Source organism: Micromonospora reichwaldensis, from assembly GCF_031845925.1.
GTDB classification, from domain to species: domain Bacteria; phylum Actinomycetota; class Actinomycetes; order Mycobacteriales; family Micromonosporaceae; genus Micromonospora; species Micromonospora reichwaldensis.
Map to the genome: position 1 here is coordinate 31,578 of NZ_JAVRFL010000049.1, position 12,618 is coordinate 44,195.

The following is a 12,618-nucleotide window of genomic DNA, read 5'->3' on the forward strand; positions in this document are numbered from 1 at the left end:
CGACACAGCGACGCCGCCCGCCATCCGGGGACGGACGGCGGGCGGCGTCAGGGCCGACGAGGATCAGGCGATGATCGTGTCCAGGGCGATCTCGACCATCTGGCTGAAGGTCTGCTCACGCTCCTCGGAGGTGGTCTTCTCGCCGGTCTTGATGTGGTCGCTGACCGTCAGCAGCGTCAGCGCTCGGGCCTTGAACCGGGCGGCGATCGTGTAGAGCGCCGCCGACTCCATCTCCACCGCCAGCACGCCGTAGTCGGCGAGGCTGTCGTAGAGGTCCGGGCGGTCGGTGTAGAAGGCGTCCGCCGCCAGGATCGGCCCGACCCGCATCGCGATGCCGCGCCGCTCGGCCACCTCGACCGACGTACGCAGCAGCCCGAAGTCGGCCACCGGGGCGTAGTCGATCAGCCCGTCGAAGCGCATCCGGTTCATGTTCGAGTCGGTGGACGAGCCGATGGCGGCGATCACGTCGCGCAGCCGCAGGTCCTCGGTCAGGGCCCCGCAGGAGCCGACCCGGATCAGGCTCTTCACGCCGTACTCGTTGACCAGCTCGTGGGCGTAGATGGAAGCGGAGGGCATGCCCATGCCGGAGCCCTGGACGGAGACCTCGACGCCGTTGTGGCGGCCGGTGAAGCCCAGCATGCCCCGGACCGTCGAGTAGCACTGCGCGCCCTCGAGGTAGGTCTCCGCGATCCACTTGGCCCGCAGCGGGTCGCCCGGCATCAGGACCCGCTCGGCGATCTCTCCCGGCTTCGCGCCGATGTGCGTACTCATGGCAAGGATCCTGCCAGGCCGCCCCGGGGCGTACCGGTTCGGCGTCCGAACCCGGGGTCATGTACCCTTCTCGGCGGTGGCGTGTCCGAGTGGCCTAAGGAGCACGCCTCGAAAGCGTGTGAGGGTTTACGCCCTCCGCGGGTTCAAATCCCGCCGCCACCGCTCGTAAAACCGTAAACGCCCGGCAGATCCACGAGGATCGGCCGGGCGTTCTCGCATCCCCCCCCCGACGCGCCCCCCCCCCGCGCCCCTGCCTGCGTCGATCATGCAGTTGTGGTGTCCCGCGAAAGGGGCGTATGGGTAGCTGTTGCCCACCACGAGTGCATGATCGACGCCGAGATGGGTGGGGCGGGGCGGAGGGGCCGGTCAGCGGCGGGTCAGTTCCTTTTCCAGGCGGTCGATGAGGGTCTTGCGGGACTTGCCGTCGCGTTCGCGGCGCAGGGCGGACTTCAGTTGGCCCTTGTCGAGGTCGCGGACGAGCTTGGTCGCCTCGGCGACCGGCAGCTCCGCCAGTTGCTCGGCCGACGTGGCGTTGCGGCGGGCGCGTTTGGCCGGTCCGGTGTTGGCGACGTACTGCTTGCCGCTCTTGGATTCCTTCCGCTTCTTGGCGTCGGTCGCCCGCTTCTCCTTCTCGGAGAGCTCCTTCCAGGCCTGTTCGGGCAGGTAGCGGCTCGTCTCGTCGCCGTGCCGCGCCCGGGTGTCGCCCTCCTTGGTCTGCCAGTGCTCGCCGCCCCAGCGCTGAAGGGACTTCTGCCGCTCGTCCTTCGGGCCGACGAAGCCCCCGCCGCGCTTCTTGTACTCCTGGGTGACCAGCTGCGACTTGCGTGCCGACCACTGCCCCGGCCGGCCGCCCTTGTCGGAGGCCTTGATCTCTTCCTTGACCTGCTCCCTGAGTTCGGGCTTCGTGTACCGCGCCATGCCCGGCGGTTACCCGGCACGCCGGGGCTCATGCTTCCGCCAGGTGCACGCCGGCGGGCCGAGCCCGGTGCGGGCGGTGGCCGGGGCGTGGCGCGGCCACCTGTCGCGGGCGGTGTCGAGTTGGAGAGGGCGCCTGCGCTCAGCAGGGGCTGTGGCCCTCGTCGAAGAGGCGCTGGGCCCAGTCGGCGTACCCGGCGATGATCTTCTTCACCGCCCGCCCGTCGTGCAGGAAGAGGTACGCCCGGTCGCCCTGCCGGGCGAGCAGCCCGTCGAGCCGGTACGTCCCCTGTGGAGCGTCCAACTCCCGCAGGAACGGGTAGCGGGTGCGGACCTCGTCGACCGGCATGCCGGCGGTGACCCCCTGCGGGGTGCGCGTCGCCTCGCCGAGCCAGAGCAGCACCAGCCGGTCGTCGACGAAGATGGGACTGGTCGTGTCGTACCCGGCCAGCGCCGGGCCGCAGGCGTCGACGTCAGAGCGCAGGATGCCCCGCCGGGTCAGCTCGTCCTCGGTGTCGCCGAACTCGACGTCGCGCAGGCCGTTGAGGTCGACCACCTCGACGGCCCCGACGGGCCGGCCGTCCCACTCGCGCAGCGGTGGGTGCACGCCGCTGCCCGAGACCCAGGCAGCCGTCGTCAGCGCTGCGATAAAGCCAAATTGTCGCAATTTCATGGAATCCCCCAGTCCCCAACGGGACCGGGCCGTTCAGGTTGCTGCCCGCCCGCAGATTGCCGGTTTTCCCATTCCTCGGCCAGTTCGTCCCAGTAGTCGGCGCTCAGCCGACGGCGCCCGTGCGCCAGCCAGCCGGCGGTGCTCCGCTCGACGTGCAGGCCCAGCTCGGCGAACGGGTCGATCCACGCGCCGGGCTCCGCTCCGAGCCGGGCGAGCGCCGCGTTGAGCGGCCACTCCGGGCGCGGCCCGTCGAAGAGGCGGTCGAACCCCGGCCCCCAGCTCACCTGGCCACCGAGCCACACCAGCGCCGACTGGTAGCCGGCGCCGCCGAGGAACTCCGCCTCCAGGTACGCCACCGGGCCCGACCGTGACCAGCGGGCGAGGACCTCGGCGAGGGGTGCCGGGAGCGCCAGGTGGAACGGCTCCTCCGGGGACCGCTCCGCCGTCGAGTAGTCGGGCGGCGCCCCGGTCAGCTCCTCGACCAGTTGCGGGGTGACCGGCAGCAGCGCGAAGTCCTGGCGCAACTCGCCGAGGACGGCGTGGTCCAGGTCGGCGGTGTGCTCGCGGAGCAGCTCGGCGTCCGCGACGACCGCGCTGAGCTGGTAACCCATGGGAGCCCTCCGCCGTCCACAGCCTGTGGATGGAACATGTGTACGACGAGTCCCGCCTCCGCCGTTCTCCGCACCGTACCCAATCGTCCCCTTCCGGCACCGCCCCGCGACGCCGCGCTGCCGGCCCCTCCCCAGGCGTCCTGCGGCCGTCGCCAGAAGGGCGGAGCCGACCGGGCAGGCGTCCGCGCCACCTTCCGCGGGCGGGGCCGCTCCCAGCGGGCGGGCGAGGTCGAGTGGAACACCACGGGTGCATCCCACGCCGGGAGACACCCGTGGTGTTCCACTCGCCGGCCGCTTCGCACCTCGGCCCGCCCCTGCGCGCGGACTGGTCAGCCGGCGGGGGTCAGCGCAGCAGGTTGACCAGGGCGGCGAGCCCGACGACCACGATGATGGCGCGCAACGCCACCGGCGGGAGCCGGCGTCCCCACCGGCCGCCGATCAGGCCGCCCGCCACGGAACCCGCCGCGATCAGCAACGCCGGCTGCCACGCCACGTTCCCCACGACGACGAAGAGGACCGCCGCGACCCCGTTCACGAGGCCGGCGAGCACGTTCTTCACCCCGTTGACCCAGCGCAGGTCGGCCGAGAGCAGCACGCCGAGCAGCCCCAGCAGCAACACTCCCTGGGCGGCGCCGAAGTAGCCGCCGTACACCCCCGTGCCGAAGACGCCGAGCAGCAGCAGCGGCCCCGCCCGCCGTACCGCCTGACCGCCCGCCGACGACGCGCCCGCGTCGTCCGCGACCGGCCGTCGTTGGGCCAACGCCCGCGCCAGTCGCGGCTGCACCACCACGAGCACCAACGCCAGGACGATCAGCGCCGGCACGATGGCCCGGAACGCACCGGGCGGCAAAAGCAGCAGCAGTACGCCGCCCGTGATCCCGCCGAGTACGGCGGCGAGACCCAGGCGGGCCAGCAGCCGGCCGTGCCCGGCCAGTTCCTGCCGATAGGCGTACGCCGCGGTGAACGACCCCGGCACCAGCCCGACGGTGTTGGACACGTTCGCCACGACGGGCGGATAGCCGAGGGAGAGCAGGACCGGGAAGGTCACCAGCGTGCCCGAGCCCACCACCGCGTTGATGGCTCCCGCCGCGATCCCGGCGGCCAGCACGGCCAGCCCGTCGACGACGTTCAGCGTTGCGTTCACCTGTGTCCGCGCTCTCCCCGGGCCGGTCGACGCCCGCAGGTCGCCGCCGCCCGGTTGTCTCGCTGTCGGATGCGGCTGTCAGCGTAGGACGTGGGCGGTGTCTCCTGATCGACGTGCGGCAGGGATCACGCCGTGACCAGTAGCTTCGTCGGCGGCGTTACCTTCGCAGCCGGCGCGGTCGCCAGGGCCCGGCGTGGCGGCGGCGCAGCCAGCGGGGCAGGCGGTGCCGGGGCACGAACGAGCCGACGTCGTCCGCCGCGTCGTCGGCGTAGCCGCGTAGCTGGCAGCCGCCGAGCGGGGTGCGGTCGCGCAGCGCGCCCCGGAGCAGCGCCAGCGACTCGACGTCGACGTCGCGGTGCAGGCGCCCGAAGTGACCCAGCGACTGCAACGCGTTCGCCCTGGTCTGCGCGTCCCGCGACCGGAGCCCCCGCTTGATCCGGGGAAGGACGACGGCGGGCGGGTGGAACTCGTCCAGCACCAGCCGGAGAAGCGCCGGCCCGGCCCCGGGCTCCGTACGCGCCAGGGCCGCGTCGACCTTCTCCGGGCAGTCGCATTCGTCGAACTTCGGGTCGGTCGCCCGCTCGCTCACCCGGCATCGGTTTCCTCGGCGTTGCCGCTGGTGCGGCCGATGATCAGCGCGGCGACGCAGTACAGCGCCATTCCGGCCGCCCCGCAGCCGGCGACGATCTCCAACGGTCGGTCGACCCCGGACCCCACCTGGGAGAGGAGGACGCCGGACATCGCGACCAGTTGCGTCCAGAGCAGCCAGCGCGGGATCTTGCCCAAAGCGCACCGCCCCTTCCGGCGTCACCTGTCGAGAGGCGCGACCGCCACCGACCGATCGTCGACGAGGCATCGACACAGGTCGGAGGAGCGTAACCAGGGGGTCGCTGTGGCAGGCGGCAGAAACGGTACGAGGGCCGTCCCCCGATGGGGTCGGCCCTCGCGTACGTGCTGCTCAGCGAGCGGAGGATACGAGATTCGAACTCGTGAGGGTGTTAACCCAACACGCTTTCCAAGCGTGCGCCCTAGGCCTCTAGGCGAATCCTCCGCAGACGAGGATACAGGTCCCCGGCGGGTGGGCCACCCCACCACCCCCTGAAGATCGACGCGGCGTCGGGTAGGGTTGGCGGTACCTCCCGTGCGGCGGTATCTCGTGAACCTCCCCAGGGCCGGAAGGCAGCAAGGATAAGCGGGCTCTGCCGGGTGCACGGGAGGCCTTTTTGTCTCCGGGTCCCGGTAACGTCCCTGCGGGTCAGGTCACGGGGTGGTGGGTGGTCACCCGCGCCCGACCGGCGCAGAATGGCTCGGTCGAGAGGAGGCGGGACGAGTGGCACTGGCGCTCTACCGCAAGTACCGGCCGCGTACCTTCGCCGAGGTCATCGGGCAGGAGCACGTCACCGAGCCGCTGTCGCAGGCGCTGCGCAGCGGGCGGCTCAACCACGCCTACCTCTTCTCCGGCCCACGCGGCTGCGGCAAGACCTCCAGCGCCCGGATCCTGGCCCGCTCGCTGAACTGCGAGCAGGGTCCGACCCCGGAGCCGTGCGGGCAGTGCGACTCCTGCCGCGAGTTGGCCACCGACGGCGGCTCGATCGACGTACTGGAGATCGACGCGGCCAGCCACGGCGGCGTCGACGACGCCCGCGAACTGCGCGAGAAGGCGATCTTCGCGCCGGCCAAGAGCCGCTTCAAGATCTATGTCATCGACGAGGCCCACATGGTCTCGTCGGCCGGCTTCAACGCCCTGCTCAAGCTGGTCGAGGAGCCGCCGGAGTACGTCAAGTTCATCTTCGCGACCACCGAGCCGGAGAAGGTCCTCGGCACGATCAAGTCGCGGACCCACCACTACCCGTTCCGGCTGATCCCGCCGAAGGTGCTCCGGCCCTACCTGGAGCAGCTCTGCGAGGCCGAGAACGTCGCCGTCGAGCCGGCGGTCTTCCCGCTGGTGGTGCGCGCCGGCGGCGGCAGCGCCCGGGACAGCCTCTCCGTGCTCGACCAGCTCATCGCCGGGGCCGGGCCGGAGGGCGTCACCTACTCCCGGGCCGCCGCCCTGCTCGGCGTGACCGACGCCGCCCTCATCGACGAGATGTGCGACGCGCTGGCGGCGGGGGACGGCGCGACGGCGTACGCGACCGTCGACCGGGTCGCCGAGGCCGGGCACGACGCGCGTCGGTTCGCCTCCGACCTGCTGGAGCGGCTGCGCGATCTCATCGTGCTCCAGCAGGTGCCGGACGCCGCCGCCAAGGGCCTCATCGACGGCCCGGCCGACCAGATCGAGCGGATGGCCGCCCAGGCCCAGCGGCTCGGCCCGGCCACGCTGTCCCGCTGCGCCGACATCGTGCACAACGGCCTGGTGGAGATGCGCGGCACGACCGCGCCCCGGCTGCTGCTGGAGCTGATCTGCGCCCGGATGCTGCTGCCCGGCGCCGACGACAGCACCGGCGGCCTGCTCCAGCGCCTCGAACGCATGGAGCGGCGGCTCACCCTCGCCGGAACCGACGCGCCGCCGGTCGCCGCCGGCCCCGCGCCGGTCGCCGCCCCTCCTCCCGTACGCCTCGAAGCTCCCGCCCCGACCGCGGCTGCCGCCGCGCCCGACCCGTCGCCCGCCGGCCCGCCGGCGGCTGCCGGCGCCCAGTCCGGCGCTGCGGCTGCCCGCGCGGCGGCTCTGGCTGCCACCGGCTCCCGTACGGCGCAGGCAGCCCCGGCCGCCACGGAGCCGGTGGGCGTGCCCGCCAGTGGGCCGCCCGCTGATGCTTCCGCCCGCCGTCAGGTGCCCCCCTCGGCGGTGCTGCCCGACCCGGCCACCCCCGCCCCGCCCCGCCCCGGCGCGGCTGCGGCGGGTCCCCTGGACGCCGTCGCGGTGCGCCGGGTCTGGCCGGACATCGTCGCGAAGGTCAACCGGATCAAGAAGCCGGCCGCCGCGCTGATGCGCGACGCGGTGGTCCGTGACGTGGATGGCGACACCCTGGTGCTGACCGTCAAGTCGCCGGTGCTCGCGCAGATGATGGGCAACCACACGTCGGTACTGGCCGACGTGCTCTACGAGGAGTTCGGTGGCCGCTGGCAGATCCGCTGCGAGGTGGCCGGCGAGCGGGGTGGCACGTCACTCGGTGGCTCGTCCCGTTCCGCCGGTGCGGCCCGCCCGGCATCCCCGCCGTCGGCCGCCCCCGCCCACCAGGACCGGACCGGCGCCGGCCCGTCCGGTGGCGGCCCGTCCGGTGGTGGCGCGTCCGGCGGCGGTGCGTCCGGCGGTGTGGGCGGCGGCGTTTCCGGTGGCCCGACCGGTCCGGGCGGCCCGAGTGGCCTGACCGGCCCAGGCAGTGCGAGTGGCCTGGCCGCCCCAGGCGGCCCGAATGGCCTGACCGGCGCGAGCGGTCCGAGCGGCCTAGCCGGCGCGAGTGGCCCGGCCGGCCCGAATGGCCTCAGTGGTGCGGCCGGCGGGCCTGGTGGCGTGAGCGGCGCGGGTGGCGCTGCGGGCGGCCAGGGCGGGGCGACCCGGCCTGACTCCGGCGCTGGTGCGTCGGGGAGCGGCGGTGCTCCCGCCGCTGCCGACGTCGCCGAGGACTGGCCCGAGCCGGCCCGCCCGGGTGGCGCGGCCGGAGGCGGCGACGACTGGCCCGAGCCCGCCCGCCCGGGTGGCGCGGCGGGGGGTGGCGACGACTGGCCGGAACCGGCTCGGCCGGGTGGCGCGTCGGCCGTCACGTCGAGCAGCGGTACGGCAGCCGCTGCCCCGGAGACGACCGGCCTTCCCGGTGCAGCGGCGACCACCCGGCCGGCGAGCGCCGCCCCGGCGTCGGCGCCCGCCGCGCCCGCCGTACCGAAGCCGGCTGGGCCCTCGGGTGCGCCGCAGCAGGCCGCGCCCGCCAGCCCTCCGGTGAGCAGCGCGATCGCGGCGGCGCGGGCGGCTGCGGCGGGACGCGGTCCGCGTACCGGCCAGCCGGTCCGGAAGACCGCGGACGCCGACTGGGCCGGCGAGCCGCCGTACGACCCGGACTTCGACGGTCCGGTGCGCGGCGGCGGGGGGCGCCCCGGCGGTGCCCGGCCGGCGGCCCCGAACTTCGAGGGCTTCGACCCGGGTGACGAGCCGCTGGACGAGGTCATCGACGAGCAGACCGCGCGGGAGTCCAGCGAGGAACAGGCGGTACGACTGCTCCGCGAGGCGTTCGGCGCAGAGAAGATCGACGAGGTCGACGCCCGATAGCCCTCGCCGGCAACGCCGAGGCAACCCGCGGCAGATCTTGGCAGGAATCGGCCCCTCTGAGGGCGCTCCGGTACCAAGATCTCTGGCGATGACGCGGACGCGGCGGACGCGGCGGACGCGGTGGGGTCAGGCGGGCCAGGCCGGGAGGCCGTGGGGGTGTGCCTCGGCCAGCAGGCGTTCCGGCCCGGTGCCGAGCCGGGCGCGGAGCTGGAAGTCGTTGCGGGCCTCCCGCGGGTCCGGCTCGAAGGAGACATGGGCGACCGGCGCGTCGGTGCCGCCGGCGGCGGCCAGCCGGTCCAGCTCGGCGGTGACCCGCGCCCACTCCTCGGCCGGGACGTACTGGCGCATCACCGAGTGCCACACCACGGTCAGCGTGCCGGGGCGCGGGGTGATCCCGGCGAGGAAGTCCGCCGCCCCCGCCGCGACGACCCGGGCCGGCAGTCGCCCGGCCAGCTCCAGCGCGCCGGCCAGCCGGGCCGCGCGCGCGGTGTGCTCCGGCCAGAGGTACGCCCGCAGCGCGAGCGCGCCGTCGGAGTCGCCCGGGTCGAGCGGGCTGACGTCGCAGCCGAGCCGCTCCACCACGGTCAGCTCGGGGTGCGCCCCGGCGGCTTCCCGCAGCCAGTCGGGCGCCCCGCCCCGCCAGGCGTCCGGCAGGCGTACCGGGGAGTCGGCCGGTCCCCAGGCGAAGCCGGCGGCCTCGACGCGGAACCGGTCGGCGCGCAGGTTCAGTCCGGCGCTCGCGCCCAGCTCGACGAGGCGCACCGGCAGCCCACCCACCTCGTGGACGGCGTGCAGCAGGCCGGCCAGCAGCAGGTTGGCCCGGCCGACCTCGTTGGTCTGGGGCGGTCGGCGCAGCCAGCCGCGCAGCGTGTCGTGCTCGGCCTCGACGACCGCCCGGAACGCGTTCCAGCAGGCGGGGGCGTCCGTCGCCCGGTACGCCCCGCCCGCGCTGGGGTAGAACCGGGCCAGCTCGGGCGCCCGGCCGGACAGCACCAGGGCGTGCACCCCGCCGAGCAGGCGTAGCGACACGAGGGCGTCGGCGTCGCTGTCCTCGTACCCCTTGATGACGGTGGCGCACGGGCCGCCGGCCCGCACGTCCCCGGCGGCGCGCGCCAGCAGGTGGGCGTAGAGGGCGGCGTCCATGTCGGCGCAGGCGCGGGCCTGTCGTTCCATGGCCGCCGCGGCCTGTTCCCGGGACATCCGCCACCTCCGTCCGGTCGGTTCTGTGATCGTGCGCCCGGACCCGGCGCGAGGGAAGCACCGGGCGGGGCGAGGCTGCTCACAGCCGATAGGCTGAGCGGCGGCCGAGCAGACGAGTGCGAGAAGGAGCCATCCGTGCGCCCAGGTGGACAGCCGAACATGCAGCAGATGCTGAAGCAGGCGCAGAAGATGCAGCAGCAGATCGCCAAGGCGCAGGCCGAGCTTGCCGAGGCGGAGCTGACCGGCACCGCCGGCGGGGGCCTGGTCACCGCGACCGTCGCCGGCAGCGGCGAGCTGAAGTCGATCAGGATCGACCCGAAGGCGGTGGACCCGGAGGACGTGGAGACCCTGGAGGACCTCGTCGTCGCGGCCATGCACAACGCCGCCGAGGCGGCGCGGGAGCTGACCGAGAAGAAGATGGGCCCGGTCACCGGCGGCATGGGCGGCCTCGGCCTGCCCGGTTTCTGAGCGGCAGATGTACGAGGGCGCCATCCAGGACCTGATCGACGAGCTGGGGCGGCTGCCGGGCGTGGGCCCGAAGAGCGCACAGCGGATCGCCTTCCACGTCCTGTCCGCCGACCCGGCCGACGTCAACCGGCTGGCCGGGGCGTTGCGCAAGGTCAAGGAACTGGTGCGGTTCTGCACCAGTTGCTACAACGTGGCCGAGTCCGACCGGTGCCGGATCTGCCGCGACCCGCGCCGCACGGACGAGGTGCTCTGCGTGGTCGAGGAGCCGAAGGACGTGGTCGCGATCGAGCGGACCGGCGAGTTCCGGGGCCGCTACCACGTGCTCGGCGGGGCGATCAATCCGCTGGAGGGGATCGGGCCGGACAATCTGCGCATCCGCGAGCTGATGGCCCGGCTCAGCGACGGCACCGTGCGGGAGCTGATCCTGGCCACGGACCCGAACACCGAGGGCGAGGCGACCGCGACGTACCTGGCGTTGATGGTCAAGCCGATGGGCATCTCGGTGACCCGGTTGGCGAGCGGCCTGCCGGTCGGCGGCGACCTGGAGTACGCCGACGAGATCACGCTCGGCCGTGCCTTCGAGGGCCGGCGCGCCGTCTGACGTTTCCGCGATGGTCGGCACCCGAATCGGGTGCCGACCATCGCCGTACGGGCACTGTCGGATCCACTGTGGGGTCTGACATCACAGCGATGCGGGCGACGATCGATGTAACAAATCGGCATCGGCCAACCCGGACATAGTGCCCCTTTGTTGGCGGTCCGGAACAGCCTCCGAGGCGGTGCGCATCGGTTAAGACACGATCCGGTACCAACCGGTTCCGCGACGGTTTCCCGCCGGTCCGAACGGCGGCTAAGGTCACGGCGATCGGTGACCCCTGTCACCACGATTGTCCGTAACCCCAAGGACGAGGTGAAGCACCCATGCGTGCATCCAGGCCGAAGGTCGCCCTCGCGGCCGTCGCGGTCGCGGCCCTCGCGGTAGCAGGCTGCGCCGAGAGCAACCGCGATGACAGTTCCGGCGGTAGCAAGAAGGACACCCTCGTCTTCGGCGTAGCCGGAGATCCGAAGGTGCTCGACCCGAGCTTCGCCAGCGACGGTGAGTCGCTGCGCGTGGCGCGTCAGGTCTTCGAGACGCTGGTCCGTCCGGAGGAGGGTGGCACCAAGGTCACCCCCGGTCTGGCCGAGACCTGGACCCCGGACGCCGCCGGCACCACGTGGACCTTCAAGCTGCGCTCCGGCGTGAAGTTCCACGACGGCACCGAATTCAACGCCGAGGCGGTCTGCAAGAACTTCGACCGCTGGTACAACGCCAAGGGCCTCATGCAGAGCCCGGACGTGACCCCGTACTGGCAGGACGTCATGGGCGGCTTCGCCAAGAACGAGAGCGCGGACCTGCCGCCGAGCCTCTTCAAGTCCTGCACCGCCAAGGACGCCACGACCGTCGACCTGGCCTTCACCCGGGTCTCCAGCAAGATCCCGGCCGCGCTGATGCTGCCCTCGTTCTCGATGCACAGCCCGACCGCGCTGGAGAAGTACGACGCCAGCAACGTGGGCGGCACCGCCGAGGACATCAAGTACCCGGCCTACGCCACGGCGCACCCGACCGGCACCGGCCCGTTCAAGTTCAAGTCCTGGGACGTCGCCAACAAGACGCTCACCATCGAGCGCAACGAGGACTACGCCGGCACCAAGGCGAAGCTGAAGACCCTCATCTACAAGACGATCTCGGACGAGAACGCGCGCAAGCAGGCGCTGCGCTCCGGCGACATCCAGGGCTACGACCTGGTCGGCCCGGCCGACGTCGAGCCGCTGAAGGGTGAGGGCTTCAACGTCCTGACCCGCCCGGCGTTCAACATCCTCTACCTGGCCATGAACCAGAAGGGGAACCCGAAGCTCGCCGACGTGAAGGTCCGCCAGGCCATCGCGCACGCGCTGAACCGGCAGGCTCTCGTCGACTCGAAGCTGCCCCCGGGCGCCAAGGTCGCCGACAACTTCATGCCGGACACCGTCGAGGGTTGGAACGGCGACGTCACCAAGTACAACTACGACCCGGCGAAGGCGAAGGCGCTGCTGGCCGAGGCCGGCGCGACGAACCTGACCCTGCGGTTCCACTACCCGACCGAGGTCACCCGGCCGTACATGCCGAACCCGAAGGACATCTTCGAGCTGCTCTCGGCGGACCTCAAGGCGGTCGGCATCAACGTCCAGGCCATCCCGCTCAAGTGGAGCCCGGACTACCTGAACGCCACCACCTCGGGCAACAAGCACGACCTGCACTTCCTCGGCTGGACCGGTGACTACGGCGACGGCTACAACTTCATCGGCACCATGTTCGACCGGACGAAGGCCGAGTGGGGCTTCACCAACAAGGCCCTGTTCGACCAGTTCAAGGACGCGGACAGCACCGCCGACGTGGCGGCCCGGACCGAGAAGTACAAGGCCCTGAACAAGGCCATCATGGACTTCCTGCCCGGCGTCCCGGTGTCGCACTCGCCGCCGGCGATCGTGTTCGGCAAGGACGTGACCGGGGTCAAGGCGAGCCCGCTCACCGACGAGCGGTTCTCCACCGCCGAGTTCAAGTCCTGATCTGACGCTCCGAGTCGTGGGGGGGGGGGGGGGGGGGGGGGGGGGGGGG

At 72.8% G+C, this 12,618-nt stretch carries 12 protein-coding genes, 2 tRNA genes and 1 other RNA gene; 6 read left to right on the forward strand and 9 right to left on the reverse strand.

Annotation, left to right across the window (positions count from 1 at the left end):
• Positions 1-63: 63 nt before the first annotated feature.
• Positions 64-771 carry a purine-nucleoside phosphorylase gene (gene deoD / locus RM555_RS28340; protein WP_311414588.1) on the reverse strand — a complete coding sequence of 236 codons (708 nt, stop codon included), beginning with the start codon at positions 769-771 and terminating at the stop codon, positions 64-66.
• Between the two features lie 75 nt (positions 772-846).
• On the opposite strand from deoD, the gene RM555_RS28345 reads away from it, so the two are divergent.
• Positions 847-933 (forward strand) — tRNA-Ser (locus RM555_RS28345).
• Between the two features lie 204 nt (positions 934-1,137).
• On the opposite strand, the gene RM555_RS28350 is transcribed toward RM555_RS28345, so the two are convergent.
• From RM555_RS28350 to RM555_RS28380, 7 genes are all read right to left on the reverse strand, one after another.
• Positions 1,138-1,689, reverse strand: coding sequence for a DUF5872 domain-containing protein (locus tag RM555_RS28350; RefSeq protein ID WP_311414589.1), 552 nt, complete (start codon positions 1,687-1,689; stop codon positions 1,138-1,140).
• Positions 1,690-1,828: 139 nt separating this feature from the next.
• Positions 1,829-2,359, reverse strand: coding sequence for a polysaccharide deacetylase family protein (locus RM555_RS28355; RefSeq protein ID WP_311414590.1), 531 nt, complete (start codon positions 2,357-2,359; stop codon positions 1,829-1,831).
• Positions 2,356-2,970: a hypothetical protein gene (locus RM555_RS28360; RefSeq protein ID WP_311414591.1), complete on the reverse strand. Its 615-nt coding sequence runs from the start codon at positions 2,968-2,970 to the stop codon at positions 2,356-2,358. Before RM555_RS28360 ends, RM555_RS28355 begins: the two co-directional genes overlap by 4 nt.
• Positions 2,971-3,313: 343 nt before the next feature.
• Positions 3,314-4,114 carry a sulfite exporter TauE/SafE family protein gene (locus RM555_RS28365; protein WP_311414592.1) on the reverse strand — a complete coding sequence of 267 codons (801 nt, stop codon included), beginning with the start codon at positions 4,112-4,114 and terminating at the stop codon, positions 3,314-3,316.
• Positions 4,115-4,271: 157 nt separating this feature from the next.
• Complete coding sequence (locus RM555_RS28370; protein ID WP_311414593.1) at positions 4,272-4,703, reverse strand: hypothetical protein; 432 nt, start codon at positions 4,701-4,703, stop codon at positions 4,272-4,274.
• Entirely contained in the window at positions 4,700-4,900 is a 201-nt protein-coding gene (locus RM555_RS28375) for a hypothetical protein (RefSeq protein ID WP_311414594.1), read from the reverse strand. The genes RM555_RS28370 and RM555_RS28375 overlap by 4 nt, the downstream gene beginning before the upstream one ends.
• 180 nt (positions 4,901-5,080) lie before the next feature.
• Positions 5,081-5,165: transfer RNA gene (locus tag RM555_RS28380), tRNA-Ser, on the reverse strand.
• Between the two features lie 82 nt (positions 5,166-5,247).
• Between RM555_RS28380 and ffs the strand changes: the two genes are divergently transcribed.
• Positions 5,248-5,337, forward strand: an RNA gene (gene ffs / locus RM555_RS28385) — signal recognition particle sRNA small type.
• Positions 5,338-5,444: 107 nt separating this feature from the next.
• The gene (locus RM555_RS28390; RefSeq protein ID WP_311414595.1) at positions 5,445-8,315 is read left to right on the forward strand and encodes a DNA polymerase III subunit gamma and tau; all 2,871 of its coding nucleotides are present in this window, start codon (positions 5,445-5,447) and stop codon (positions 8,313-8,315) included.
• 126 nt (positions 8,316-8,441) lie between these two features.
• On the opposite strand, the gene RM555_RS28395 is transcribed toward RM555_RS28390, so the two are convergent.
• Positions 8,442-9,515: a DUF2332 domain-containing protein gene (locus RM555_RS28395; protein ID WP_311414596.1), complete on the reverse strand. Its 1,074-nt coding sequence runs from the start codon at positions 9,513-9,515 to the stop codon at positions 8,442-8,444.
• Between the two features lie 159 nt (positions 9,516-9,674).
• Here RM555_RS28395 and RM555_RS28400 point away from each other — a divergent pair, with 159 nt between their 5' ends.
• The 3 genes from RM555_RS28400 to RM555_RS28410 all read left to right on the forward strand — a co-directional run bounded on the left by RM555_RS28400 (position 9,675) and on the right by RM555_RS28410 (position 12,569).
• On the forward strand, positions 9,675-9,983 hold the full coding sequence (locus tag RM555_RS28400; RefSeq protein ID WP_311414598.1) for a YbaB/EbfC family nucleoid-associated protein: 309 nt from the start codon (positions 9,675-9,677) through the stop codon (positions 9,981-9,983).
• Positions 9,984-9,990: 7 nt separating this feature from the next.
• Positions 9,991-10,584, forward strand: a complete 594-nt coding sequence (gene recR / locus RM555_RS28405) for a recombination mediator RecR (RefSeq protein ID WP_089003014.1) — start codon at positions 9,991-9,993, stop codon at positions 10,582-10,584.
• A gap of 320 nt (positions 10,585-10,904) precedes the next feature.
• Positions 10,905-12,569, forward strand: a complete 1,665-nt coding sequence (locus tag RM555_RS28410) for an ABC transporter substrate-binding protein (RefSeq protein ID WP_151453560.1) — start codon at positions 10,905-10,907, stop codon at positions 12,567-12,569.
• Positions 12,570-12,618 lie beyond the last annotated feature (49 nt).